Annotated in this window: 19 protein-coding genes and 1 tRNA gene; 10 read left to right on the top strand and 10 right to left on the bottom strand. The window is 60.9% G+C overall.

Annotated features, from left to right (window positions below):
• The first annotated feature begins 15 nt into the window (after positions 1 to 15).
• From N0K08_RS03480 to N0K08_RS03470, 3 genes are read left to right on the top strand one after another with little or no spacing between them, the layout of a single operon-like run.
• On the top strand, positions 16 to 1,011 hold the full coding sequence (locus N0K08_RS03480) for a quinone oxidoreductase family protein (RefSeq protein ID WP_261498614.1): 996 nt from the start codon (positions 16 to 18) through the stop codon (positions 1,009 to 1,011).
• Positions 1,012 to 1,045: 34 nt separating this feature from the next.
• Positions 1,046 to 2,023, top strand: a complete 978-nt coding sequence (locus tag N0K08_RS03475; protein ID WP_261498613.1) for a Bug family tripartite tricarboxylate transporter substrate binding protein — start codon at positions 1,046 to 1,048, stop codon at positions 2,021 to 2,023.
• Between the two features lie 47 nt (positions 2,024 to 2,070).
• Positions 2,071 to 2,751: a GntR family transcriptional regulator gene (locus N0K08_RS03470; protein ID WP_261498612.1), complete on the top strand. Its 681-nt coding sequence runs from the start codon at positions 2,071 to 2,073 to the stop codon at positions 2,749 to 2,751.
• Positions 2,752 to 2,795: 44 nt separating this feature from the next.
• On the opposite strand, the gene hpnE is transcribed toward N0K08_RS03470, so the two are convergent.
• The 4 genes from hpnE to hpnC all read right to left on the bottom strand — a co-directional run bounded on the left by hpnE (position 2,796) and on the right by hpnC (position 7,418).
• Positions 2,796 to 4,127, bottom strand: a complete 1,332-nt coding sequence (hpnE, locus tag N0K08_RS03465) for a hydroxysqualene dehydroxylase HpnE (RefSeq protein ID WP_261498611.1) — start codon at positions 4,125 to 4,127, stop codon at positions 2,796 to 2,798.
• A 128-nt stretch (positions 4,128 to 4,255) separates the two neighbouring features.
• Complete coding sequence (gene hpnD, locus N0K08_RS03460; protein ID WP_261498663.1) at positions 4,256 to 5,095, bottom strand: presqualene diphosphate synthase HpnD; 840 nt, start codon at positions 5,093 to 5,095, stop codon at positions 4,256 to 4,258.
• A 51-nt stretch (positions 5,096 to 5,146) separates the two neighbouring features.
• Positions 5,147 to 6,430: a DEAD/DEAH box helicase gene (locus tag N0K08_RS03455; protein WP_261498609.1), complete on the bottom strand. Its 1,284-nt coding sequence runs from the start codon at positions 6,428 to 6,430 to the stop codon at positions 5,147 to 5,149.
• A gap of 124 nt (positions 6,431 to 6,554) precedes the next feature.
• On the bottom strand, positions 6,555 to 7,418 hold the full coding sequence (hpnC, locus tag N0K08_RS03450) for a squalene synthase HpnC (RefSeq protein WP_261498662.1): 864 nt from the start codon (positions 7,416 to 7,418) through the stop codon (positions 6,555 to 6,557).
• A 447-nt stretch (positions 7,419 to 7,865) separates the two neighbouring features.
• Here hpnC and N0K08_RS03445 point away from each other — a divergent pair, with 447 nt between their 5' ends.
• The 6 genes from N0K08_RS03445 (at position 7,866) to N0K08_RS03420 (ending at position 15,711) form a co-directional block, all read left to right on the top strand.
• Entirely contained in the window at positions 7,866 to 9,851 is a 1,986-nt protein-coding gene (locus N0K08_RS03445; RefSeq protein WP_261498607.1) for an acyltransferase family protein, read from the top strand.
• A 363-nt stretch (positions 9,852 to 10,214) separates the two neighbouring features.
• A complete protein-coding gene (locus N0K08_RS03440) occupies positions 10,215 to 11,384 on the top strand; it encodes an efflux RND transporter periplasmic adaptor subunit (RefSeq protein WP_408642896.1) in 1,170 nt (389 codons plus the stop codon).
• 7 nt (positions 11,385 to 11,391) lie between these two features.
• Positions 11,392 to 14,598: an efflux RND transporter permease subunit gene (locus N0K08_RS03435; RefSeq protein ID WP_261498604.1), complete on the top strand. Its 3,207-nt coding sequence runs from the start codon at positions 11,392 to 11,394 to the stop codon at positions 14,596 to 14,598.
• 91 nt (positions 14,599 to 14,689) lie between these two features.
• Positions 14,690 to 14,776, top strand: a tRNA-Leu gene (locus N0K08_RS03430).
• Positions 14,777 to 14,943: 167 nt separating this feature from the next.
• The gene (locus tag N0K08_RS03425) at positions 14,944 to 15,474 is read left to right on the top strand and encodes a DUF2939 domain-containing protein (protein ID WP_261498602.1); all 531 of its coding nucleotides are present in this window, start codon (positions 14,944 to 14,946) and stop codon (positions 15,472 to 15,474) included.
• Positions 15,475 to 15,567: 93 nt separating this feature from the next.
• Positions 15,568 to 15,711, top strand: a complete 144-nt coding sequence (locus N0K08_RS03420) for a hypothetical protein (RefSeq protein ID WP_261498601.1) — start codon at positions 15,568 to 15,570, stop codon at positions 15,709 to 15,711.
• Between the two features lie 143 nt (positions 15,712 to 15,854).
• Here N0K08_RS03420 and N0K08_RS03415 read toward each other — a convergent pair whose 3' ends face one another.
• A complete protein-coding gene (locus N0K08_RS03415; protein WP_261498600.1) occupies positions 15,855 to 16,088 on the bottom strand; it encodes a hypothetical protein in 234 nt (77 codons plus the stop codon).
• A 445-nt stretch (positions 16,089 to 16,533) separates the two neighbouring features.
• Here N0K08_RS03415 and N0K08_RS03410 point away from each other — a divergent pair, with 445 nt between their 5' ends.
• Positions 16,534 to 18,354, top strand: a complete 1,821-nt coding sequence (locus N0K08_RS03410) for an acyltransferase family protein (RefSeq protein ID WP_261498598.1) — start codon at positions 16,534 to 16,536, stop codon at positions 18,352 to 18,354.
• A 993-nt stretch (positions 18,355 to 19,347) separates the two neighbouring features.
• On the opposite strand, the gene N0K08_RS03405 is transcribed toward N0K08_RS03410, so the two are convergent.
• The 5 genes from N0K08_RS03405 to N0K08_RS03385 form a co-directional block, all read right to left on the bottom strand.
• Entirely contained in the window at positions 19,348 to 20,535 is a 1,188-nt protein-coding gene (locus N0K08_RS03405; RefSeq protein WP_261498596.1) for a hypothetical protein, read from the bottom strand.
• A gap of 345 nt (positions 20,536 to 20,880) precedes the next feature.
• On the bottom strand, positions 20,881 to 22,941 hold the full coding sequence (locus N0K08_RS03400) for a polysaccharide biosynthesis protein (RefSeq protein ID WP_261498595.1): 2,061 nt from the start codon (positions 22,939 to 22,941) through the stop codon (positions 20,881 to 20,883).
• Between the two features lie 213 nt (positions 22,942 to 23,154).
• Positions 23,155 to 24,330 carry a DegT/DnrJ/EryC1/StrS family aminotransferase gene (locus tag N0K08_RS03395; RefSeq protein ID WP_261498594.1) on the bottom strand — a complete coding sequence of 392 codons (1,176 nt, stop codon included), beginning with the start codon at positions 24,328 to 24,330 and terminating at the stop codon, positions 23,155 to 23,157.
• 50 nt (positions 24,331 to 24,380) lie between these two features.
• A complete protein-coding gene (locus tag N0K08_RS03390) occupies positions 24,381 to 25,007 on the bottom strand; it encodes an acetyltransferase (protein WP_261498592.1) in 627 nt (208 codons plus the stop codon).
• Entirely contained in the window at positions 25,004 to 25,597 is a 594-nt protein-coding gene (locus tag N0K08_RS03385) for a sugar transferase (RefSeq protein ID WP_261498591.1), read from the bottom strand. The genes N0K08_RS03390 and N0K08_RS03385 overlap by 4 nt, the downstream gene beginning before the upstream one ends.
• Positions 25,598 to 25,599 lie beyond the last annotated feature (2 nt).

Below are 25,599 nucleotides of genomic sequence, written 5' to 3'. Positions count from 1 at the left end.
TCCAGGAGTCTCGATATGAAGCAGACAACAATGCAGTCCTACTGGATGCAGCAGAACGCCGACTCATCGGTGCTGGAGCAGCGCGCCGTGCCCGTGCCCGAGCCCGGCGCGCGGCAATTGCTGGTGCGCGTGCGTGCCGCATCGCTCAACCGCGGCGAGTTCGTTGCCGGCCATGGGCTGCACGGCGCGCCCGGCAGCTGGAAAGCCATAGGCGGCGAGTGTTCCGGGGAGGTGGTGGCGCTTGGCGAGGGCGTGACCGGATTCGCCATGGGCGACCGCGTCATGGGCCGCTGTGCAGGCGCATTCTCCGAATACGCGCTCATGGACACGGCCGAGGCGATGCAGGTGCCCGCAGGAATTTCTTGGGAAGAGGCCGGCTGCATCCCCATGACTTTCCTCGTTTCCTACGACATGCTGGTGTTGCAAGGCCAGCTTGAGAGCGGTCAATGGGTGCTGATCAACGGCGTCTCCTCCGGCGTGGGCGTCGCGTCGCTGCAGCTTGCCAAGGCGCTGGGCGCGAAGGTCATAGGCACCTCCGGCTCGCGGGACAAGTTGAATTCCCTGGCAGCGCTGGGCCTGGACCTGGGCATACAGACACGCGCGCCGGATTTCTCCGCGCAGGTGCTCGACGCGACAGGGCAGCAAGGCGCGAACCTGGTCATCAATACGGTCGGCGGCAGCGTGTTTGCCGAAAGCATACGCAGTCTGGCCTTTGAAGGCCGTCTGGCCACCGTGGGCTATGTCGACACCGTGGTCCATGCCGACATCGACCTCGGCACGCTGCATGCCAGGCGCCTGACCGTTTTCGGCGTGTCCAACAAGCTGCGCAGCAAGGCGCAAAGGTCGGCCGCCGTTCCCCGGTTCGTGGCCGAGGTGCTGCCCTTGTTCGCCAGCGGCCGCATCCGCCCGCATATCGATGAGACGGTGGATTTCGCCCACCTCGCCCAGGCCAAGGCCCGCATGGAAGCCGGCCACCACGCCGGCAAGATCGTCCTGACGATGCCGGCGTAAGACGCTTTAGCAACCCATAAACAGGAGACAGACAATGAAAAAGAACAAGCTGCTACTGGCCATGACCCTTGTTGCGTGCGCTGGCGGCGCCGTTGCGCAGTCCGCACCGGCCAACTACCCCATCAAGCCCATACGCTTGGTGGTGGGCTTTGCGCCCGGCGGCGCGGCCGACTATGTGGCGAGGGCGATGGGCGAGGCGTTCTCCAAGGAGCTCGGCCAGCCGGTCATCATCGAAAACAAGCCCGGCAACGGCTCCAGCATCGCTGCGGACATCGTCGCCAAATCGCCGCCCGATGGCTATACGCTGCTCATCGCCAGCCCCAGCAGCATCTCGGTCAATCCGGCGCTCAATCCCAAGCTGTCCTATACCGCCAAGGACCTGGCACCGGTCACCAAGATCACCACGTCTCCGCTGGTGCTGGCGGTCAATGCGTCCACCGGCATCAACTCCGTCCAGGACCTGATCAAGGCGGCCCAGAAGGATCCGGGCAAGCTCAATTACTCCACGTCGGGCAATGGCTCGGCGCCCCATCTGGGCGCGGCGCTGTTCAGCCTGGTGAGCAAGACCGAGATGACGCATGTGCCTTACCGCGGTGGCAGCCTGGCCATCCAGTCCGTCATGGCGGGCGACACCCAGGTCACGTTCGGCACTTCGCCTTCGGTGCTGCCGATGATCGTCAGCGGCAAGCTGCGTGCGCTGGCGGTCAGTACCCGCGATCGCTCGCCGCTGGTGCCGCAGTTGCCAGGCATGCGCGAAGCCGGACTGCCGGACTACGACCTCGCGTTCTGGTACGGGATGTTCCTGCCGGCCAACACGCCAGCGCCCATACTGCAAAAGGTTTTCAAGGCCACCGTGGCCGCCATGCAAAAACCTTCGGTCAAGGCGGCCCTGGCACGCGACGGCACCGAAGTGTCGCTGTCGAGTTCACCGGTGGACTTCGGCAAGTTCCTCGATGAGGACGGCAAGTTCTGGGTCAGTCTCGTCAAAAGCGCCAATGTGAAGGTCGAATGAGCCCGCAGCCTGCTGGCCAGTGGCTGGCGCAGGTACGATCCATCTCCATGACGACAACCCCTTCTGTTTCTCGCGGTCCAGGCCTCTCGAATTCCATCGTGGAGCAGCTCAAGCAGCTGATCTACACAGGGGAGTTCAAGCCGGGAGACCGCCTCAACGAGGCGGCCTTGGCCTTGCGCATGGGTACGAGCCGCGGACCCATCCGTGAAGCCGTGCGGGTGCTGGCCGGGCTCGGCATCGTCACCGCTGTGCCGAATCGGGGCGTCTATGTGCGCCAGCTCACGCTGCGCGAGGCTTTGGAGCTTTACGAGCTGCGCGCCCTGGTGTTTGGCTATGCGGCCGAGCGGGCCTGCGACCACATGACGCAAGAGCACCGCCAGCGCTGCGAGTCGCTGCTGGCGGCGATGGACCAGGCATGCGATGCCGGGGAGGGCACGGCCTATTACGAACTCAACCTGCAGTTCCATGCGCTGATCATGCAGTTGTCGAACAACCGGCGGGCGCAGCAGGCGTATGACGACTACGTCAAGGAATTGCACCTGGTGCGGCGGCGGTATTTCAATGCGCCGGGCAATATGCGGCGCTCCAATGTCGAGCACCGCGCGATCTTCGACGCCATCGTCGGCAACAACGCCGCACGCGCCCGTGCCGCGGCTGAACGCCATGTCCAGGCGGGGCGCGTGCGTCTGATGGAATTCTTCGAAGAGCCGTTGTCGGCGGGAAGCTGAGGGGGCGGGGCCTTGCCCGTCACCCCGCGCGCGATACCTCGCGCCTAGCGCGCTGAATCGACGCTTTGCGCCGCGGCCATGCCGCTCCTCACCGCCCCTTCCAGCGTCGCCGGATAAGGACCTTGAACATAGTCGCCGCAGGCCCACAGGCCAGGGGCCAGGGCCTGGCCCGGGCGTTGCAGGCCCGGCGTGCAGGCGAAGGTGGCGCGCTTGTCGATCACGGTGGTCAGGGGCTGCATACCGTGCCAGCCCAACTCACGCGCGGCCTGGGCCAGGACCTGGGCTTCGGTGTCGGCGCGCGAGGCCAGACTGGCGCTGACCACGAAGGCCATCAGCCCCGCGGGCCCGCCCAGGTGGCCGCGGTCGAAGACGAATTGCGCGGGCGCACCCGGGGCCGGGCGCATGGCCATCACCGGCAGCGCGGGCGGCAGGCGCTGGCCGGGCTCGTGGGTACGCGCATAGACGGTGGCGATGGCCGTGTACTCCAGGCCTTCGGCGCTGGCGGACCATTGCTGCAGCCCGGATGCGGTCTCAGGATCATGGCTGTCGAGGGCTGCGCCACGCACCAGGCGGGCGGCTTCCTGGCTGGTGGTGGCCAGCAGCACGGCGTCGAAACGTTGGCCGTTCACGCGCCAGTGGCGGCCGTCGGCCTGCAGTTGTTCGGCGCGGCAAGCCAGGCGCAGATCGTGGCCGCGTTCTTGCAGCCAGGCGGCGGCGGTGTCGGGGAAGATCCGGCCCAGATCGATTCTGGGCAGCAGGAAATGCGAGCCGCCGCGGCCGCTGAACAAGGCGTCGCGCAGCACACGCAAAAAGACCGCACCGCTGGAGATCTCGGGAGGCGTGTTGAGCGCCGAAACGCACAGCGGCGCAATGAACTCATCCATCAATTTCTGCGGCAACGCTGTGCACAGATCGGCCACGCTGGCCGCAGCGTCGCAGCGAAAGCCTTGCAGGCGCCAGCGTGTGGCGCGGGCCAGCAAGGCGCGCTTTTCATGCCAGCTCCAGCCGCGTGCCCCCGCAATGCCGGCCAATGCATCCAAGGGTGGCGCCCAGTCGGGGAAGGCCAGGCCTGTGCCGTCGGCGTAGCGCAGCGTCATGGGCAGGCGCAGCAGGGCATCGTTCACGGCCACACCTACGCTGCGCATCAGCGCCAGGCTGTCGGTATAGGCGCCGATCAGGATGTGCTGGCCGTTGTCGAGCGTAAGCGGGCCTTCGGGAGTGTCCAGGTTCAGCGCGCGTGCGCGGCCGCCCCAGTTGCGGGCGGCTTCGTACAGCGTGACCTGCTGGCCTGCTTGGGCCAGGGTGACGGCCGCCGCCATGCCTGCCCAGCCGCCGCCGATGACGGCCACCTGCTGGGCTTTAGCCAGGGCCCCCACGCTTGCTCGCTGCGCGTAGCCGCTGCCCCCCGAGGGGGCGCGTTTTGCCTTGGGGCGGCCCGGCGGCAAAACCTGGCCCCCACGCTTACCTCTTAAGTGCGGCTCGCTGCCCCCAGAGCAGCGCGCGCTCACATCCGCCCCAAGGCCTGCATCTTCCAGGCCAGCCAGAACTTGCGCAGCGGCGTGAGCTTGATGCGCTGGTGCAGTACCTGGAAGTTGTCGCGCTCGATTTCGCGCAGCAGGGTGCGGTAAATGCTGGCCATCATCAGGCCGGGTTTTTGTGTGCGCCGGTCGGCGTCTGGCAGCATGGCCAGCGCTTCGTCGTACAGCCGGTGGGCGCGCTCAGCCTGAAAGCGCATCAGGGCCGTGAAACGGTCCGAGTACTGGCGCTTGAGGATTTCGTGGGCCTTGACGTCGAACTGCTGGAGCTCGCTCACGGGCAGGTAGATGCGCCCGCGCAATGCGTCTTCGCCGACATCGCGAATGATGTTGGTGAGCTGCAAGGCCTGGCCCAGCTTGTGTGCGTAAGCGGTGGTGGCGTCGTCGGTCTGGCCGAAGATGCGCGCCGCAACTTCGCCGACCACGCCGGCCACGAGATGGCAGTAGCGCTGCAGGCCGACATAGTCCAGGTAGCGCGTCTGGTCCAGATCCATCTGGCAGCCGTCGATCACGGCCTGCAAATGTGCCTGCGTGATGCCGTACTCCGGGGCGCAGGGCATCAGCGCCTGCATCACCGGGTGCGTGGGCTGGCCCGCATAGGATTTGCCAACTTCACTTTTCCACCAGGCGAGCTTGGTCGCTGCCACGCCGGGGTCGGAGACTTCGTCCACGACATCGTCGATCTCGCGGCAAAAGGCGTAGAACGCCGTAATAGCTGCGCGACGCGACTGGGGCAGAAAAAGGAAGGCGTAATAAAAGCTGCTGCCTGAAGCTGCAGCTTTTTCTTGGACGTACTGGGCCGGATTCATATAGACCGCCATTGTCCCATGTTCGTCGATGGGTCTTTGGCGTTGGGGGGCTCAGGCCTCAGCGTCGCCGCCTTCGGCAGCAGCCTGCGCGGCGGCGCGCAGCTTGTCTTTTTTGCTCGGGCGCTTGCCCTTGACGCCGCCATTGCCATCGGCCGCACCGGGTACGGGCGTGGGCGCGACTTCCTCGGGCTCGAAGCCGGGCACGATTTCGCGTGGCAAGGCCAGGTGCTGGCGCTTTTCAATCAGGTGCCAGTGGGCTTCGCTGGCCGGCGTGACAAAGCTCACGGCCAGGCCGCTTTCGCCGGCGCGTCCCGTGCGGCCGATGCGGTGCACGTAGTCGACGGCCGAGCGCGGCAGGTCGTAGTTCACCACTACCGGCAGTTGGGCGATGTCGATGCCGCGCGCTGCCAGGTCGGTGGTCACCACCACTTGCCAGCGCTCGGCCTTGAACTCTTCCAGCACTTGCTGGCGCGCGCCCTGGCTCAGTTCGCCGTGGAAAGGCGTGGCAAAAACGCCGTTCTTGTAGAGCTTTTCAGCGACGATGTTGGCCGCGTGTTTGGTGGCCACGAAGACCAGCACCCGCGTCCAGGCCGGATCTTTGAGCAGTGTGCGCAGCAGTTGCGTGCGCCGCGACGTATCCACGGAGATGGCGCGCTGCAGGATGGTGGCCTGGCTTTCGTCGGCATCGGTGGGGATGTCCACACGCACCGGATCGCGTAGCAGGCTTTGCGCCAGTGCTTCGACTTCCTGCGGGAACGTGGCCGAAAAGAACAGTGTCTGGCGCTGTGCGGGCAGCAGGGCCAGCGTGCGCTGCAGTTCGTCGGCAAATCCCAGGTCCAGCAGACGGTCGGCTTCATCGAGCACCAGCAGCTGTACTTGCGACAGGCGCAATGCGCGCTGGTCGACCAGGTCCAGCAGGCGGCCGGGCGTGGCCACGACGATATCGGCACCGCCGCGCAAAGCCATCATCTGCGGGTTGATCGACACGCCACCGAACACCACGGCAATCTTGGGCGGCTGGGACAGGTCCTTGCCCAGGCTGCGCAGTACTTCTCCGACCTGGGCGGCCAGCTCGCGCGTGGGCACCACGACCAGGGTGTGCACGCTGCGCGCGCCACCGGGGCGCTGGCTCAGCGCCAGGGTCTGGTGCTGCAGCAATGCGGGCAGGGCGAAGGCGGCGGTTTTACCCGATCCGGTGCGCGCCGAAGCCCAGACGTCGCGTCCTTGGACGATGGCCGGAATGGCCTGCGACTGAATGGGCGTGGGCTGGTCGAACCCCAGCTCACTGGCGGCGCGGGCAAGGGCCGGGGAAAGGCCGAGAGAAGAAAAAGGCATGTATGGGCAAAAAAAGTGACGGGCGGGCAGGGCTGCGCGCGCACGGCGGACGCGCAGGTCGGCGCCTGTAATGGCTGCATTGTGCGCCAGCGGCGCCGGGCGGCCCTGGCGCAGGGCCTTCGGATCACATGCGCAGGCAACGCCCCAGCATGCGCAGCCAGTCGGCCTTGCCCAGGCGCGGGCGGGTGTGCAGGCTGGCGCCTTGCAGCGCATCGACCTTGTCGAGAATGCGCAGTCCGCCTTGCACCACCAGGCGCAGTTCCCAGCCGGCACGCCCGGGCAGGCGGTGCACCAGGGGCAGGCCTTGCGCCATGCATTCGCGGGCCCAGCGGGCGTTGTCGGCAATCAGCTGCCGGGTGGCTGGCGTGCTCTGCAGCGTGGCCAGCTGGGCGCGGGTGACGCCATGGCGCGCGCAGTCGGCGTCGCTGAGGTAATGGCGGCCCCGGGGAATGTCTTCGCTCAGGTCCTGCCAGAAATTGATCAGTTGCAAGGCGCTGCAGATGGCATCGCTTTCGGCCAGGGCCTGGGCGTCGTGCACGCCGTACAGGTGCAGCAGCAGCCGGCCCACGGGGTTGGCCGAGCGGCGGCAGTAGTCGAGCAGTTCGGCACGGTCGGCATAGGTGGCGCCGTCGGCCGTCTTGCGTACATCCTGGGAAAAGGCGCTGAGCAGATCGGCGAGCAGCGGCACCGGCAGGGCGTGCTGCTGTATCGCCACTTGCAGCGGCCCGAACACCGTGGCCCAACGCGCACCCGGGGCCTGGCCTGCGGCGATTGCCAGCAGCTCGCCGCGGTAGGCATCGAGCTGGGCCAGTCGCTCGGCGGCGTTGTCATCCCCTTCATCAGCGATGTCGTCGGCCGTGCGCGCAAAGCCGTAGATCGCGGCAATCGGCTGGCGCAGATGCGGCGGGCACAGCAGCGAAGCCACGGGGAAGTTCTCGTAATGCGTGACGGGTGCGGCTAGGGTGGGCGCCGCTACCTCCGCCTCGATGCCAGGAGAGGGGGCGACCTGGGGTACAGCGGGAGATGAGGGTGAAGAAGGAAGGGCGGGGGGCGGGGTGGTTTGTTTCACGACGACATTGTCGCTTGACGAGTCGGGGCGGTTCTTATCGAAAATTCTCAGCAACTGCGTGAAAGTTGGAGGGCGGCTCTGAAAGCCCGATGGACGGGTAATTCCGTTCAGTGAAGTTAGGTGGTGCTGCCGAGGAGGAGCGTGTCGCCGAGGCTGCTTTTTGTGTATGTAAAGACTGAGCGGGTGAGGAGTTCGGCATGGCAAACGGTGCCTTGTTGAAAACAACGTAATGGTTGTCGAGTTGCAGGCCTATGGCTGCAGGCAAAGAATGCGCTTTCCCCAGGCGCCAAAGTCGTCTCAATCAAGCCAGCGAGTAACGTGCCCGCCAATCTACAATCCGCCTACAAAAAACAGCGGTAGGTACATGTGATCAAAGACTCCAGCATCGCACCCGGTTTCCGGGGCGACATCAACGGCTTGCGCGCCTGGGCCGTTTTGGCCGTCATTTTTTATCACTTCGGTGTTCCAGGATTTGGCGGTGGCTTTGTCGGAGTTGACGTATTTTTTGTGATTTCTGGCTTCTTGATGACCGGCATAGTGGTCAACGGTCTGGAGCGTGGAGGGTTCTCCCTTCTTGCCTTCTACCTTGCCAGGGCGCGTCGTATTCTTCCCGCATTGATCGTTCTGTGCGCGGTGCTGCTGACCCTGGGGTGGTGGGTGTTGCTGCCGCTTGACTACAAGGCGTTAGGCGCGCATGCAGTGTCCAGTCTGGTTTTTCTTTCCAATATCAAGTTCTGGCGCGAAGCTGGTTACTTCGATGCGGCGTCGCATGAAAAATGGTTGCTTCATACGTGGTCGCTGGCGGTGGAGTGGCAGTTCTACCTGTTGCTGCCGGTGGTGTTGCTGGGCGTGTGGAAATGGCGTCCTGGACGCCGCGGCGTGGTAGTCGTGATGGTGGTCGGGTTGCTGACCTCGCTTGCGTTGTCGGTGGTGGTAACGTCACTTCGTCCCACCGCCGCTTTCTACCTGCTGCCCACGCGTGCCTGGGAAATGCTGGCCGGCGGCCTGGTTTTTCTACTGGCCAACCGCTGGGCGTTGACGGCGCGACAGCGCACGGTGCTTGAAATGGCCGGCATAGCCTTGGTGATCGGATCCATCGCCGGGTTTGCTGCCTCATCTCCCTGGCCGGGCTGGCGCGCAATGGTCCCGGTGATCGGTACGGCGGCAGTGCTGCTGGCTGCGCAGCCAGCATCGCGCTGGACCGGAAGCTCTATCGCTCAGTGGTTGGGCACGCGCTCGTATTCACTTTATCTGTGGCACTGGCCGATCGTGGTGGCGCTGACGTACCTGGAGTGGCAAGCAGACTCGATGGCTATCGTTGCTGGGCTGGTTTTGACGCTTGTTCTGGGGGATCTGTCTTATCGGTTGGTTGAGGTTCCTGCTCGGGTGCATTTGAACCGGTTTCGGTTGGGCTGGGGTGCCGCTGCGCTGCTGGGCACGGCGATTGCAATGGCCGCGCCGGGCGCTGCGGTTTTTCTGAAGGATGGCGTGACGGGCCGATTCGCGTCAGAGATAGAAGTCATTGAAGCGGAAGCGCTGAATAAAAATCCCCGTCAAGGGGCGTGCCATATTGGCACGGGAGCCGGGTCGCCCTCATGCCGATTTGGCGGGGAGCAACTGCGCGCTATTGTGATGGGGGACAGCCACGCCAATGCCATTGTTTCCGCAGTGGCCGCTGCAACACTCAGTTCCAAGGATGGTGTGATGGAGTGGACATCCAGCGGATGTCCTATTATGCAAGGTGTCAAGAGCACGATATTTGAAAACTGGCCTTGTGTTGATTTCATCAATTGGGCCGTGCGTGAGATGAAGGGTATCTCATCCGAAATTCCCGTGGTGATCGTCAATCGTCATGGTCAATATGCATTAGGTAAAAACGAGGGTCATGGCAAATCCAATATTCCTGAGGTGTATTTTTCGCGGCAATACGCCACCTCTGATTCTGAATATCTCAAGGAATACGGAGACCATTTGACAGATACGGCTTGTCAGTTGGCGCTGAGTCGGCCGGTTTATTTGGTGCGTCCTATTCCAGAGTTAGGCACGGATGTCCCCAAGACGGCTCGTTCTATGGTGTGGGGGCAACGTACTGATGCGTCAATTTCTCTTGCCGACTACCACCAACGTAACGCCTTTGTCTTGAAAGCGCAGGACGCGGCACGAGATCGTTGTGGCGTGAAGATTCTCGATCCATTGCCTTATCTGTGTCCGGATGGTCGTTGCATTGATGTTAAGAATGGACGGCCAATCTACTATGATGACGATCACCTGAGTGAGTATGGAAATAAATTGCTCATTCCCATGTTTGCTGAGATGTTTCGGTTAAATTCAGGCAGTAGTGCAGGCATTTGATGGGGTGGGCTGGAGAGGGTGTTTGTATTTGATTTTAATATTGCGAGCGTAGGCTTATTTTTTTGCTGATTAATTTTCGATGGTTGGTGCTTCGCATCTGGTCGGTATAAATTGCGAAAATTGGGCTAATGGAAAGAGGCAAGAATCTACGTTTGTGCTCAAGCTCCTTGCCAGATAAGTGCATGTGCCGCTAGTTGTAAAAATCCCTGTCCTTGAGGGCAAGGATGATGTCAAAATTACTAACCGGTCAGTCAATAGTTGGTTGTGCCGACCTGTTGGCCGCTCTTCGTCGGCCTCTCTAATGTTTTCCCCGAGCCGCGCCGCACTGGCAGCGTGGGCGCCGGGGCTTTTTTCGAGCACCGCATGCGCACCTTGTCATTTATTGGGCCCCGTTGGGCTGTGTCTGCCCTGGCCCTGGCCTGTGCGGGGTTGACGGCCTGCTCTCGGCCCGCGCCCGAGTCCGAGCCTGTGCGCGCGGTCAAGTTGTTGCAGGTGGGCGTGGGCGAGTTCGCATCCCAGCTGGAATACGCGGGCGATGTGCGCGCGCGCATCGAATCGAGGCTGGGTTTTCGTGTGCCGGGCAAGCTGGTGTCGCGCCAGGTTGAATTGGGGCAGCGGGTATCGGCAGGGCAGTTGCTGGCCCAGCTCGATGCCCAGGACTACCGGCTGGCGGCCGACGCAGGGCGCGCGCAGGTGGCCGCGGCCACCACGCAGCGCGATCTGGCGGCCGCCGACGTGCAGCGCTTTGCCGCGCTCAAGGCGCAGAACTTCATCAGCAGTGCCGAGCTGGACAGGCGCCAGGCCACGCTGAAATCCGCCCAGGCCAGCCTGGACCAAGCGCGCGCGCAGGCCACGGGCCAGTCGCTGCAGACCGATTACACCCGGCTGGTGGCCGACGTGGCTGGCGTGGTCACGGGCATAGATGCCGAGCCCGGCCAGGTGGTGGCGGCCGGTACGTCGGTGGTGCGCATTGCGCAGGACGGCGACCGCGATGTGGTTTTCTCCGTGCCCGAAGACAAGATCGCTCGCGTGCACACGGGCCAGGCCGTGAGCGTGCGTGCCTGGGCCAATGATGCGCAGTACAGCGCGCGTGTGCGTGAAGTCGCGGCCAGCGCCGATCCGGTGACGCGCACCTACCTCGTCAAGGCCGCGCTGGAACGCGCTCAGGACAAGCCCTTGCCCGCGCTGGGTGCCACGGTCCACGCCAGGCCCGAGGGCATGGGCGCCACGGGCCAGTCCGTGATCAAGCTGCCGACGACGGCCGTGATGCAGGAGAACGGCGGCTCGGCCGTCTGGGTGTTCGACCCGGCCACCCACACTGTGCGCATGCAGAAAATCGAGGTGGCGACGGCCGACGGCAATGCCTTGGTGATTGCCTCCGGCCTCACGCCGGGAATGCAGGTAGTGGCGACCGGCGGCCATGTGCTGGCCCCAGGCCAGAAAGTGACGGTCTACCAGGGTGCTGGTGCTTCTGCGCCTGCCCCGGCCTCCGCACCCGCCCCTGCTCCCGCAGTTTCCCCCGTCACCCGCTGAGCCCGCCATGAACCAAGAGCAGCCCAAGCCGGGCTTCAATCTTTCGCGTTGGGCGCTTGAGCATGTGGCGCTCACCCGCTATTTGCTGGTGGTGATCGTGCTGCTGGGCTTTGTCGCCTATTTCCAGCTGGGGCAGGACGAAGATCCGCCGTTCACTTTCCGCGCCATGGTGGTGCGCACCAACTGGCCGGGTGCCACGGCGCAGCAGGTGGCCGAGCAGGTGACCGACAAGATAGAGCGCGCCTTGCAAGAGGTGCCCTATGCCGACAAGATCCGCAGCTATTCCAAGCCGGGCGAGTCGCAAATCATCTTCCAGCTCAAGGACAACTCCAAGCCTTCGGACGTGGCCAACATCTGGTACACGGTGCGCAAGAAAGTCGGCGACATGCGCTACACCTTGCCGCAAGGCGTGCAGGGACCGTTCTTCAACGACGACTTTGGCGATGTCTACGGCGTGATCTACGCCTTGCAAGGGCAGGGTTTCAGCTACGCCGAGCTCAAGAACGTGGCCGACGACGTGCGCCAGCAATTGCTGCGCGTGCCCGATGTGGCCAAGGTCGAGCTGTTCGGCGTGCAGGACGAAAAGCTCTACATCGAGCTGTCGCAAAAGCGCCTGTCGCAACTGGGGCTGGACATGAACCAGGTGCTGGCCCAGCTCGACCAGCAGAACGCGCTGCAAAGCGCGGGCGTGGTTCAGGCCGATGCGGAGCAGGTCCAGGTCCGCGTGGCCGGGCAGTTCAATGCCATCGAAGACCTGCGCGCCATGCCGATACGCGGCGCTTCGGGCGCGCAGCTGCGCCTGGGCGATATTGCCGAGATCCGCCGTGGCTACGTCGATCCACCGAACGTGAAAGTCCGTCACCAGGGGGTGGAATCCGTGGCCCTGGGCGTAGCCATGACCAAGGGCGGGGACATCATCCGCCTGGGCAAGGCCTTGAAGACGACCAGCGATAGCCTGACCACGCAGTTGCCCGCGGGCATGCAACTGGTCAACGTGCAAGACCAGCCCAAGGCCGTGTCCAGTTCGGTCAACGAGTTCATTGCCGTGCTGATCGAGGCCGTGGTGGTGGTGCTGGCCGTGAGCTTCATCAGCCTGGGCCTGCACCGGCGCCCGGGTGTGCATGCCTGGTGGCGCGGCTGGTACATCGATCCACGCCCGGGCCTGGTGGTGGGCATCACCATTCCGCTGGTGCTGGCCGCGACCTTTCTGGCCATGTGGTACTGGAATATCGGCCTGCACAAGATCTCGCTGGGCTCGCTGATCATCGCCCTGGGCCTGCTGGTCGACGATGCCATCATTGCCGTCGAGATGATGGTGCGCAAGATGGAAGAGGGCTACGACAAGCTGCGTGCCGCCACCTTCGCCTACGAAATCACCGCCATGCCCATGCTCACCGGCACCTTGATCACGGCGGCGGGCTTTCTGCCCATCGGCCTGGCCAAATCCATGACCGGCGAATACACCTATGCCATTTTTGCCGTGACGGTGATCGCGCTGGTGCTGAGCTGGTTCGCTTCGGTGTATTTCGTGCCTTATCTGGGCACGCTGTTGCTCAAGCGCCCGCCGCATGCGCAGCCTGATCCTGCCGCCCCAGTGCCGGCCATGGTGGGCGATGCCCCTGCAGACTCGGGCGCGGTGGCCGGGCCGCACGAAGTGTTCGACAGCGCTTTCTACAACGCGTTTCGCCGCGCCGTGAACTGGTGCGTGGAGCACCGCTGGATCACCATTGGCGCCACCGTGCTGGTGTTTGCGCTGGGTCTGTTTGGCATGACGCGCGTGCAGCAGCAGTTCTTCCCCGATTCGAGCCGCCCGGAAATCATGGTCGATCTGTGGTTCCCCGAAGGCACGGCCTTTGTCGCCAACGAGCAGACGACCGTGGCCGCGGAAAAGCGCCTGCTGGCCGAGCCCGGAGTCGTCAGCGTCAGCACCTGGCTGGGCTCGGGCGTGCCGCGCTTTTATCTGCCGCTGGATCAGGTGTTCCCGCAGACCAATGTCTCGCAGTTCATCGTCGTGGCCGCTGATCTGAAAGAGCGCGAGCGCCTGCGCCTGCTGTTGCCCAGTCTGCTGGCCAAGGAGTTCCCACAGGCGCGCGGTCGCGTCAAGCTGTTGCCCAACGGCCCGCCAGTGCCCTATCCGGTGCAATTCCGCGTGATGGGCCCCGACCCGGCCGTGCTGCGCGAGCGCGCTGACGAAGTCAAGAAGGTGCTGCGCGCCAATGACGACATGCGCGGCGTGAACGACAACTGGAACGAATCGGTCAAGGCGCTGCGCCTGGAGGTCGATCAGGACAAGGCGCGCGCGCTGGGTGTCAGCAGTCAGTCCATCGCCCGGGCTGCCCAGGTCATGCTCAGCGGCGCCACGGTCGGACAGTACCGCGAAGGCGACAAGCTGATCGACATCGTGCTGCGCCCGCCTTTGAACGAGCGCGATGCGATCACCGATATCGCCAACGCCTACCTGCCCACGGCCTCGGGCCAGTCGATTCCCCTGACCCAGATCGCCAAGCCCGTCATGGCCTGGGAGCCCGGCGTGCTGTGGCGCGAAGGCCGCAGCTATGCCATCACCGTTCAGGGCGACGTGCGCGAAGGCTTGCAGGGCGCGACCGTCACCCAGGCGCTGCTGCCCGAGCTGCGCGCGATCGAAGCCCGTTGGCACGGGGAGGGCGCCAACGGCTATCGCATCGAAGTCGCCGGCTCCGTCGAGGAAAGCTCCAAGGGTGCCTCGTCGATCGCCGCCGGTATCCCGGTGATGCTGTTCCTGACCTTCACCCTGTTGATGCTGCAACTGCACAGCTTCAGCCGCGCGATGCTGGTCTTCCTGACCGGCCCGCTGGGCATCGCTGGTGTTGCCGCCGCGCTGCTGCTGCTGAACCGGCCGTTCGGCTTCGTGGCGCTGCTGGGCGTGATCGCGCTGATGGGCATGATCCAGCGCAACTCGGTGATCCTGATCGACCAGATCGAGATCGACCGCGCCCGCGGCGTGCCCGCTTGGGAAGCCATCGTCGAAGCCGCCGTGCGCCGTCTGCGCCCCATCGTGCTCACGGCCGCCGCGGCCGTGCTGGCCATGATCCCGCTGTCGCGCAGCGTCTTCTGGGGTCCGATGGCGGTGGCCATCATGGGCGGCCTGGTCGTGGCCACGGTGCTGACCTTGCTGGCGCTGCCGGCCATGTACGCGGCCTGGTTCCGCGTGCGCAAGCCGGAGGCCGCGACTTAAAAAATGGGGCCCGCTTGGTTAAAAGGCGGCGCCAAACAGGTAAAATAGACGGTTGACCTAAGGCTGCAGTGCTTGCGCTGCAGCCCAAACCGCGCGGGTGGCGAAATTGGTAGACGCACCAGGTTTAGGTCCTGACGGTAGCAATACTGTGCGGGTTCGAGTCCCGCCCCGCGCACCAGCATACGAAGCCAGCAGCAACTGCTGGGCTTCATTCAAGCCCGTTTTTCTTTGTTGAAAACGGGCTTTTTTCTTGCCCTGGTTTTGTTCTTCGGGGCTGGCAGAATCTTCCAGCCGGCATGCGCAACCGACGTGCATCCTTTCATTTCATTCCGGGAGAAGACGCCCATGAACAAGAAAATTACAGGCGCAGCCATCGCCGTGGCCATTGCGGCGGCAGCGCTGCTCTACGCCTCGCCTTACATCACCTTGCACCAGATCCACAGCGCCATCGAGCGCAAGGACGCCGCCGCGGTGGCGGAGCATGTGGACTTTCCTGCGCTGCGCGAAAGCCTCAAGGCCCAGGTGCTGGTGAAAATGGAATCCGAGATGGATCGGACTGCCATGAAGGACAACCCCTTTGCCGGTTTGGGCCAGATGCTGGCCAGGGGCCTGGTCGACCAGTTCACCGATGCCCTGGTGTCGCCAGAGGGCGTGATGCTGATGCTGGAAAACGGCAAGCCCGGCAAACCCGCCGATGTGGCTGCCGCCGGAATAGGTATTCCTTCGGGCGAGGTCGACAAGCCGCGCAAGAAGCTTTCCGTGGACTACCAGGGCTGGTCCAAGGTGTTCGTCCATGTCAAGGGCGAGTCGGGCGGTTTTGTCTTCCGCCGTGATGGCCTGATCGGCTGGAAGCTGGTCGCGGCGAAGATGGACTGAATACGCCACACTGCGGCCTATCTCTGCCCTGGTTTGTCCCTTACCATTGGGGGCAGCACGACGGCTTATCCCTAGCCGTCCAACGGAGGATTTATGGCCAAAGAGCAGCGCAACGAGAAGATGTCCAAAAAACCCAAGAAGGACACTTCAGCCCCCAAGAACAGCGGCAGTCCTTCCGACCGCCCCATGCCGCCCGTCACTTCGGTGATTCCGCGCGGTAAAGAGAAAAACAAGTAAGGAAAGCAACTGCCAGCGCCGCACTCGCTTGCGGTTTTGGCGATGGGCGCACCCAGACCGGTGCGCCCACTAGCCCGCCCGTCCTTCGACGGTCTCAGGGCGAACGGCCGGGGCATGCCAATACGCTTTCGCCCCCAGCCATCTCACGGTTGCGCGCTGTCTTCCGGCCCCCGCGAAGCAGGCTTCGATGCGTTCCCACGCGACCGTGTCAGCGCGACATTGATCGCTTCGTGCGCCGAGGCTTCGGCAGCACCATGGGCGGGCAACATGTCGGCTTTCGTGCACTGCTCCAGGTGAATCCAGTCGACTACCTTGCCGTCGACCAGGCCTTGCACCATTTGCCGAGCCACCGACACATCGTTCAACTCCAGCACCATGGCTGGAATGCGCAAGGCCCTGCGACACCTCTGGCGAGAGGGGCTCCTCGTTAGCTTCCATGATGCAGGGGGGGCGGCGTGGACTGAGAGTCGTCGCTGGCTAGCAGTTCTTGGTATCGCTATTCGGCACGGCGCAGGCCGGTGATGCAATGACGCCGTCTGGGCAGTCGTCATCGCTCACGGCTATTTCTGAGAGATCCACCTGTGCAGGCGACCTCACAGTCTTCCCAACAATGAGGCCAGGACTCCTGGATGCCTTTGTGGGATGGTGGATGTCCGCGCGTGCCAGTGCGGATGGACCGTTCCGATGATGGACCCTGAATCGCGTCATGCACATTTCGATGGAGTCACAAGGAGTGTGCACCCGTAGGCGAAGAGTCGTCAGCAGACAAAAAACGACTCTGCTCACTCCCTAATATATAGGGGGTATGGCACAATTTGTGCCATGAATTATCGTAAAGATGTGCAGATGTTGCGCGGAATCGCAGTGCTTTTAGTAGTGCTATTCCATATTAATGTTTTTGGATTTAGTAATGGATTCTTGGGCGTTGATGTGTTTTTTGTCATCAGCGGCTACCTCATGGCATTAATGTATGACCCAGAGCGCAAGGCCGAATTTTTTACGAAAAGAGCCAAAAGATTACTGCCTGCTTATTTTGTGACAATAATGGCAACATTGTTGTTGGGAGTACTGGTAACCATCCCCAGTGATTTTGACCAAATTGCGAAGCAAGGATGGTTTGCTATAGCATTCTCTTCTAATATTGGTTTTTGGCTGGAAAATTCGTATTTTGACAAGGCTGCATTCAAGCCGCTTCTTCATCTTTGGTCACTTGGTGTGGAGATTCAGTTTTATCTTCTGGTTCCGGTGATTTTCTGGTTTTTGAAGAAAACGAAGCTGGCTGGGTACCTTTTTCTTACGATAACGTCGGTAGCCCTGTGTTTTTTCGTGGTGGGTATTTCGCCCAAGACAGGGTTTTTTTTGCTGCCATTCAGATTGTGGCAATTTCTCTTCGGATTTGGTGTTGCTGCTTATTTTTCCCGTGAACGAATTGCTGCAAGCGATAAATCAGCTTGGGTTGGTGGTTTGTTTTTGTGCGTCATATTGTATATCCCATTCTTTAATGTAGACGGACAGGCAATCGGTTTTTGGAATGGGCACCCAGGATTGGTTTCATTGGTCATCAGTACGGCAACAGCCTTGACATTGCTCTTCGGTATTCCGAAAGTACTCCAGTCCAACCTGCTCGCAACACTGCTTGAACGACTTGGGAACTATTCTTACTCGGTCTATCTTGCACATTTTCCTGTCATTGTTCTATTTCTATACGAACCATTTTCCGGTACGAATCTAAAACCTTCTAGTTTGAGTCAGACAATCATCATTGCTTTTTTTGTCGTCGCTGCCTCAGCCCTCTTGTACACGTGCGTAGAGGCGCGTTTTCGTCATGGCCAAGCGCAAGCGAAGTGGACCATTGGTGCTGTCCTCACCATAGTGACACTCGGGGCTGTTGGTGGAGCGCTGCAAACCTTGAGCCTTTCACCGCAGGAGCGCAACATTTATGCTGCATGGACGGATCGGGCGCCTTACCGGTGTGGAAAACTCAACCGTATCCTTGAGCCGAAAAGCGTATCGTGTGAAATTACTGCGGCAGTAGAAAACCCATCAACTCGTATTTTGCTCGTGGGGAATAGTCACGCCGACTCGATAAAAAGCACGTTTGCGGAAGCTGCCTCCTCGAAAAATGCGACCGTTTTCTTTATGGTCGAGAATGGCCCGTTAATGCAGGGTGGAATCGACCCGCAAGGATTGATAAAAGAGGCGATAGCTCGTAAGGTAAGCACCATCGTATTGCATTACTCGCACGGATCTGTTGTTGAATCTGCTTTAATAAGTCAGATTGAAAAGGTTGTGAAGCTTGCCGATGATAATTCCTTGCGAGTTTCATTTGTTATGCCTGTCCCTGTTTGGGATAGAAGCGTTCCGCAGATGCTTTGGCAGGAAATGAAACAGGGGAAGTTATTGAGTTCGCAGAGTGCTATCGAATATGAGGGGTCTAATAAAATTTTGGTTGATGCATTGTCGCGAATGAATCAGAAGAATTTTAGTATATACAAAACTCAAGGCGTGCTGTGCAAAGAGTCTTGTCTTCTGACTGCCAGTGGAGGTAAGCCTCTCTACTTTGACGAAAATCATTTGACTCTTACCGGGGCTAATATGCTTCGACCAGTCTTTGATGATTTGATTCAGCGGGTGATATTTTGAGTTGGTAAGAGGTTTTTTAATTTTAGATAAAGTTTTCTAAAATTATCTCCATTGGACTTCTGTTTCTGTGACCTTGGCTATTTTTGCAAAAAATAGTGTTGAGGATATTTTTATCCAGTGGTCATAGAGATGGGGGGAGTCGTGGCTGCAATGTCAGTCTTCGGGCTGATCTGGATGCTTACCTTCGATTGGATGCCCAGGGGCGGGGCGGCAGGCGTGCCAGTACGCTAGGGGCCGCAGGCAGCCCGTGGCGGCTGTCCCTGGAGTCGCCGAACTTGGGCCGCCAGCGCGCCCGTAGTCCTATGCTTTCGTGCTTGGCGCAATGTTGCCGCTACCGCGCCGCATGAACGCCTGAACGGCCCATGCTCAGAACCTGGCACGACTGGCTCACCGTGGTCTTCCCCGCCGTTGATTGAGCTGGCATGAGGGCATGCATTGCTTCAGTTCTTAGGGGAGGACGGTCAACGCTCTTTTAGTAGTACGTTGTCCGCTTTGATTTACCGGTTCCCGATATCTAGCTGCCGTATGCGCTTACGGCTAGGCTTTCAGCGGTTTGCTGATGCTTGTCGATCGGCCGAATACTCGTTGAGCTGTTTCAGCCGGCGCGGAATAGCGCTATCGACTAAATTGGGAACCTCGCAGCAACGGCATCGAAGTGGAAATGCGTCGCAAGCACTTGGGAACCGGAGGATTTGCCATGAAATGCGATGCGGGCTGCAATGGCAGACCTGTAGCGGTGATGCCAGTCTGGGCATGGCCCCAAGCGGGGTTGACGCGAACGTGCGCATGGACAGCGCGACAGGGCCGCGACACTTGCGCTGACCACATCGCGACGGCCCCGGGCCTCTGGTACCGGCCAGTGCCGCCCCCGCCTGTACCCTATCAAAACCCTGTATTAAAAGGCCTTATGCATGGCTCAGAGTATTTAAAAACTTCACGTCGCTGAATTTTTACTTGGAAGATGTCTATGTAAGAGGCCTTAGCATGGGGCAACTATTTGCTCATGTGGTGATCTGGTACCTCTGAAGAAAAATTGGGTGCCTTAGATTTTTTTCGATTGCGTATGCCCATTACTGAAATGAGCAAAAATATAAGGATGGGGGCGAACATCCATTTTTGCCGGAGTGCAATGCCTAAGTTGGCCGTGGTCATGGAAAGTGTGATCCATGCAAGCAAAGAGTATGCAAGCATAAAGGATCTGCTTTCGCCAAGTCCACTTTTCTTGCGCAGAAAAACGGATTTACTTCCCATGATGAATAAATATAATAGAATTAAATTGTCAATAGCCGCCGCAAGAGTGAAGACGGAATTTACTTCGAATATGAAAGGCCGGAACATATAAGTTATGAGTTTCATTGGCAAACTCATGGAGGCAATGTCTACTCCGCCGCCGCCTTCAGTGTTGTAACTCTGCCGTTGTTCTACATATTCTGCAAGGTTTGCTGCATCAATGGTTTCGCCTACCCCCGCATACCGCAAGGCAAACGGTAGTATTATGGCGACGGCGATGGAAGATACTATTGCGAGAGATGCTCTTTTGCCGAGTGATAATTTGCTGCTGACCAGTACTGCGAAGGCCCATGCCATAACCATCATGGCTGCGATATGGGGACGGGCCAGGAGCATGACGGTGACGGAAAAAACCATTAACCACCACCGTCGACCGAGGGAGAGTGATGCCCATAGTGCCAGGCTGGCTGCCATGAAAGACAACGAATCTTTACCGATGGCGGAAGACCAAAAACTCACCGAAGGAAGAAAAACAATCAGGGTCGCTAGTTTTTTTAGATTGCCATTCTTGCCGTGGGTCGCTATACGGAGGCATGCATCAAAAGCCTGCAGGCCGATTGTCCCGAAAATATTGAAAACAAGGAACCCTCCCAAGAGGGAAAGGCCCAAGCCTTGCACGAATATAGCCGTTAGGTAATCGACGCCGGCCGTGCCGAAAGAAAATTCCAGTCCGCCAATTTCAGCTTGTTTGAAGTAGGAGATGGCATCGCCACCGTACGTCAGTGCATACCAGCAATAGACCATGCACAGCAGAGTGTGCCAGCAGTAAATCGTCATGCTGCGACTTGTGGAAGCTGAGAATCGCTTGCCGATAATTACAGCAATCGACGCGCCGCCGAGAAAAACCAGTAAGGCACTGATGAGGTGCCAAACGGATGAGTAGAGTTCCATGGTTCGAGGGCTTCTTATATTGGTCAAACGGAATGAGTAAGCATGACTATGCCTGTAGTTGGCGGCATTTTTTCAGCTTGCATCAATCGGTGTTTCGGCGGTCATCAATAGGGGGTCTCCCAGCTAGCGGTGACCGTAGTCAAGGTGCATGAATCAAATGAATGGGCAGGCCAGAGCCTTGAGAGAACCAGATTTTCATGGTCGCCAAGTAGAAGGGTCTCACGTTATCCAGAATGAGAAGCATACGTAGATTGGCTATCTTTGCGTATGTGGATACTGCTCTGGAAGCTCCCTGTAGCAGTTGACATCAACTTGCGATTGCGCTCTGGCGTTTTTGGGCTGTGGTTACTTGCTCCGCTCCGGCATTCCTCGGCCAGTCCCTAGCCCGCGCGGCAGTCCATGTGCCGTATTCAGCGCTTCCAGAGCCGGTGCCAAGTCTTCTGGCGCATTGTTCGGGGTCGTCAGCAGGCCGGCCTGGTCATAGTGTTCCAGGTGAATCCAGTCGACCACCTCGCCGCCGGGCTGGTAGCCGCCGACCAGATCTTCCAGCATTTGGCGGATCACCGGCACATCGTTCACGTCCAGCACCATCGATAGAACGCGCAGTCTCTGCGACAGCTCAGGCCAGGGGATGAACTCCTCGTTGGCCTTCATGATGCGGGGGTGCGAGGTGGGCTGGGGATTGTCGCCAATCAGCAGTTCCTCGTAGAGCTTTTCCCCAGGGCGCAGGCCGGTGATCGCAATGGCAATATCGCCATCCGTGCGCTCATCGTCGCGCACCGTCATTCCTGACAATTCCACCATGCGCCGTGCCAGGTCGATGATGCGTACCGGCTCTCCCATGTCGAGCACGAACACATCACCGCCGGTGGCCATGGCGCCTGCCTGTATCACCAGTTGAGCGGCTTCGGGAATGGTCATGAAATAGCGCGTGATGTCCGCATGGGTCAGCGTGATCGGTCCGCCATTGCGTATTTGCTGGCGAAACAGCGGCACCACCGAACCGCTGGAACCCAGCACATTGCCAAACCGCACCATGGAAAAGCGCGTTGCCGGCTTGCCGTCTGCCGATGGTATTGTCGCCAGAGCCTGTAGCACCATCTCTGCCAGCCGCTTGCTCGCCCCCATCACATTGGTCGGGCGCACCGCCTTGTCGGTGCTCACCAGCACAAAGTCCGTCACGCCGCATTCGGCCGCAACGCGTGCCGTGGTCAGCGTGCCCAGGGTATTGTTTCTCACCCCTTCCGCGGGGTTGTGCTCGACCATGGGCACATGCTTGTAGGCCGCAGCGTGATAGACCGTGTCGGGTTGCCAGGTGCTGAGGATTTCTCGCATGCGCGCTTCGTCCCGCACCGACGCCAGCAGGGGGCGCAGACGCGTGGCCTCATGGCCGGGGACCTGTTGCAATTCGTGGTGGATGGCGTACAGCGCGAACTCGCTCACATCCAGCAGCAGCAGCGTATGCGGGTGCTGGCGCGCAATCTGGCGGCACAGCTCGCTGCCGATGGAGCCTCCGGCACCCGTCACCAATACCCGCTTGCCGCGGATATTTTTTTGCAGCAGTTCCTCGTTGGGCGCCACCGGGTCGCGGCCCAGCAGGTCTTCGATGTCGAGCTCGCGCAGGTCTTGTATCTGTACCCGGCCTTGGGCTATGTCGATCAGGTCGGGCAGGGTGCGTACATGCAGCTTCAGGCGCTGCTTCTGGATCTGTTGGACGATCTCGGCGCGGCGAGCGCGGCTGATCGAGGGCAGGGCCAGCAGCAGGTCGGTGATGCCGTGTTCCGCGACCAGCTTCTGCAGTTCAGACGGTGGATAGATGGGCAGGCCGTTGAGCGTGCTGCCACGCAGATCGCGGGCATCGTCGATAAAAGCGCGCACAGCCATCTCTCGGCTGGCGGTCAACGCTTCGGCTACCCGTTTGCCGGCGGAGCCCGCACCATAGATCAGCACCTGGGGCAGGGACTGGCGCGTCAAGGCACTCATGTAGCTCCCGCCCAGCCAGTAGCGCGCTACCAGCCGCGAGGCGCCCACGGTCACAAATATCAGCAGCGGTATGGTGAGGCCCATGCTGCGCGGCACACCGGGCACACCAATGAAGGTGAAAACAAGCAAAAACTCGGCAGTCAGAATGCCGCAGGCGACGACCAGGGCCGCCAAGGCGGCGCCTCCGGCGTAGCGGAAGATGGCGCGGTACAGGCCGCACACAGCAAACAGCGGCAGTGCCAGCACGACCGCAGCCATAGTCACCCACCACTGCACGCCGTGCAAAGGCGCGAAGGTCTCGAGCCGCAGGCAAAAAGCCAGCCAGACGCAAAAAGCGCACAGCAGAGCGTCCACGGCCAGGGCCAGAGAGCGCTTGGCCGGCCGGGGCAGCGCCAGCATGGGGTCGGCAAATCGGTAAGTCATTTAAATGGTGCAGGGCCCGTGGCCCTTGTTGTTGTTGTTGTACTGCCTTGGCGTGGCACGGATGTGCCAGCCAAAGAGCGGCTCAGGCTGAGCCTTGCGCATGTCGAAGAGGCGAAGTCTCGCATATGTCTTCCGAAAAGCGCAGGACGAACGGTTTGCAATTCGGCACTGACTTCCATGGTCGGTGCACGGCCGTGGAAGCTGATGCCAGACTCAGCGGCTGGCCGCCGTAAGCACCTGGGTGATTGCGCTGCAGGTTTTGTTGATTTCGGCAGCGGTGAGCGTGGGGTGAACGAGGAACATGATGCTGGTCTCGCCCAACTGGCGCGCGACCGGCAGACGTTCTTCTGGTCGCCAGCCCGTGTCGTCAAAAGCCTTTTCAAGGTAGACCTCGGAACACGAACCCTGGAAGCAGGGCACGCCCGCGGCGGTAATCGCTTCCACGATGCGATCGCGGCTCCAGCCATCAGCCAATTGCTCGGGCTGCACATAGACATAGCATTTGTAGTGGGCGTGCACGTTGTCTTGGGGCACAGCGGGCACGCGCACCGCAGCGAAAGGCCGGCAGGCAGCCCAGATGGCTTTGGCGTTGGCCGTGCGCTGCGCCGTCCAGTCGGCCATGCGGCGCAGCTGAATACGGCCAATGGCAGCCTGCATTTCCAGCATGCGCCAGTTGGTGCCAAAGCTCTCATGCAGCCAGCGAAAGCCCGGGGCATGCTCGCGTTCGTAGACCGCTGCATAGCTTTTGCCATGGTCCTTGTACGACCACATGGCGCGCCACAGGGCTTCGTCATTGGTCGTGACCATGCCGCCTTCGCCGCCGGTGCTCATGATCTTGTCCTGGCAAAAGCTCCAGGCGCCGACATGGCCGATGCTGCCCAGGGGGCGGCCCTTGTAGCGGGCGCCGTGGGCTTGTGCGCAGTCTTCGATCACCTTCATGCCGTGCTGCTCGGCCAGCGCCATGATGGGATCCATGTCGCAAGGCCAGCCGGCCAGATGCACGCAGACCACGGCGCGGGTGCGGGGCGTGATCACTTTGGCGATGGTGGTCGCCGAGAGATTGCCGCTGTCGGCCTCGACTTCGGCAAAAACCGGCGTAGCACCCGCATTCACCACGCAGGAAATGCTGGCGATAAACGTGCGCGGCGTGACCACAACCTCGTCACCCGGGCCAATGCCCAGGGCTTTGAGCGCCACATCAAGCGCCAGCGTGCCATTGCCTAAAGCGACCGCATGCGCAGTGCCGCTCCAGGTCGCAAACTCCTTTTCAAACGTACGGCATTCGGTGCCCGTCCAGTAATTGACCTTGTTGGACAAAACGACATCGCGCACGGCGTCGGCCTCTTCAGTAGTGAAGCTGGGCCAAGGGGAGAAAGGGGAGTTCAGCATAAAGAATGAGTTGTCAAATCAAAAAACTTGTTTTCCTTGGGGCGCGGCTATCACGCCTTCACGAGCGGGGCAGCGGGGTTGCCGACGACGGTCAATCCATCTGGAATCTGCTTCACCGCTACAGCGCCGGCGCCCACTGTCACACCGATGCCAATGTGTATTCCCTGGCGAACGGCGGCACCAACGCCCACCCAGCTACAGGCGCCCACGATAACGTTGCCCGACAAATGAGCACCTGGGCAAATATGCACGCCATGGGCCAGTCTGCAATCGTGGTCCACGGTCGCGCCGGTGTTCACAATGCATGCCGCGCCAATCTCTGTATCCACATTTACCACGGCTCCAGCCATAACGACTGTTCCTGCTCCCAGCCTTGCGTAGGGACTCACGCAGGCCCGTGGATGCACTACGGTTGCGAGCTTTGCTCCGGCCGTTTGCAATGCCTGTTGCTTTTGCCACCGCACCGCACAGTGTCCTATGCTCACCAAGACACCGTCGAATTCATTCAGTCGTGCAAGCAGGGCTGTCATGTTGCCGGCCACTGGCCAATGGCCATTCATTTGGATATGCGGCCAAGCATCGTCGAAAAATATGACACTTTTCCAACCGGCGAGCAGAGCGGCATCCGCAACCACTTTGCCGTGCCCGCCGGCTCCGAACAACGCCAAAGTGGTCAAGACTTGCTCCCGGTGAATTTGCTCACCGTTGCCTCGCCCGCGGCACTGATGCCCTCGCGCACCAGTACTTTCTTCACGGTGAGCCACAGAATCTTGACATCCAGTCGCAGCGAGCGGTGGTCCACGTACCACACATCGAGCTTGAACTTGTCGTCCCAGCTCAAGGCGTTGCGGCCATTTACCTGGGCCCAGCCGGTAATGCCGGGACGAACCTCATGGCGTCGGGCCTGCTCAGGTGAGTACAGCGGCAGGTATTCCACCAGCAACGGCCTCGGACCCACCAGGCTCATGTCGCCCTTGATCACATTCCACAGCTCAGGGAGTTCGTCCAAGCTGGTCGCGCGCAAAAAACGACCAAAGGATGTCAGGCGAACAGAGTCAGGCAGCAAAGCACCATCCGGGCCGCGTGCGTCGGTCATGGTGCGGAACTTGACCATCTCGAAGGGACGGCCATGCAGGCCAGGACGAACCTGGCGGAAAAAGACCGGGCTGCCGAGCTTGCGGCGGACCATCCAGATCAGTACCAGCAGGGGAAGGGCGAACAAAAGCAAGGCTCCTGTCGCAACGAGAAGGTCGAAAAGGCGTTTCATAG

The sequence above is a fragment of the Acidovorax bellezanensis genome, assembly GCF_025421555.1.
GTDB lineage: Bacteria > Pseudomonadota > Gammaproteobacteria > Burkholderiales > Burkholderiaceae_C > Comamonas > Comamonas bellezanensis.
This window is presented reverse-complemented; position numbering and strand designations above follow the sequence as displayed.

Coding starts and splice junctions, on each gene's coding strand:
- N0K08_RS03385 (WP_261498591.1), bottom strand. CDS start 25,597: ATGAAACGCCTTTTCGACCTTCTCGTTGCGACAGGAGCCTTGCTTTTG.
- N0K08_RS03440 (WP_408642896.1), top strand. CDS start 10,215: ATGCGCACCTTGTCATTTATTGGGCCCCGTTGGGCTGTGTCTGCCCTG.
- N0K08_RS03415 (WP_261498600.1), bottom strand. CDS start 16,088: ATGGTGCTGGAGTTGAACGATGTGTCGGTGGCTCGGCAAATGGTGCAA.
- N0K08_RS03395 (WP_261498594.1), bottom strand. CDS start 24,330: ATGCTGAACTCCCCTTTCTCCCCTTGGCCCAGCTTCACTACTGAAGAG.
- N0K08_RS03470 (WP_261498612.1), top strand. CDS start 2,071: ATGACGACAACCCCTTCTGTTTCTCGCGGTCCAGGCCTCTCGAATTCC.
- N0K08_RS03425 (WP_261498602.1), top strand. CDS start 14,944: ATGAACAAGAAAATTACAGGCGCAGCCATCGCCGTGGCCATTGCGGCG.
- N0K08_RS03420 (WP_261498601.1), top strand. CDS start 15,568: ATGGCCAAAGAGCAGCGCAACGAGAAGATGTCCAAAAAACCCAAGAAG.
- N0K08_RS03435 (WP_261498604.1), top strand. CDS start 11,392: ATGAACCAAGAGCAGCCCAAGCCGGGCTTCAATCTTTCGCGTTGGGCG.
- hpnD (WP_261498663.1), bottom strand. CDS start 5,095: ATGAATCCGGCCCAGTACGTCCAAGAAAAAGCTGCAGCTTCAGGCAGC.
- N0K08_RS03455 (WP_261498609.1), bottom strand. CDS start 6,430: ATGCCTTTTTCTTCTCTCGGCCTTTCCCCGGCCCTTGCCCGCGCCGCC.
- N0K08_RS03410 (WP_261498598.1), top strand. CDS start 16,534: ATGAATTATCGTAAAGATGTGCAGATGTTGCGCGGAATCGCAGTGCTT.
- N0K08_RS03405 (WP_261498596.1), bottom strand. CDS start 20,535: ATGGAACTCTACTCATCCGTTTGGCACCTCATCAGTGCCTTACTGGTT.
- N0K08_RS03475 (WP_261498613.1), top strand. CDS start 1,046: ATGAAAAAGAACAAGCTGCTACTGGCCATGACCCTTGTTGCGTGCGCT.
- N0K08_RS03400 (WP_261498595.1), bottom strand. CDS start 22,941: ATGACTTACCGATTTGCCGACCCCATGCTGGCGCTGCCCCGGCCGGCC.
- N0K08_RS03480 (WP_261498614.1), top strand. CDS start 16: ATGAAGCAGACAACAATGCAGTCCTACTGGATGCAGCAGAACGCCGAC.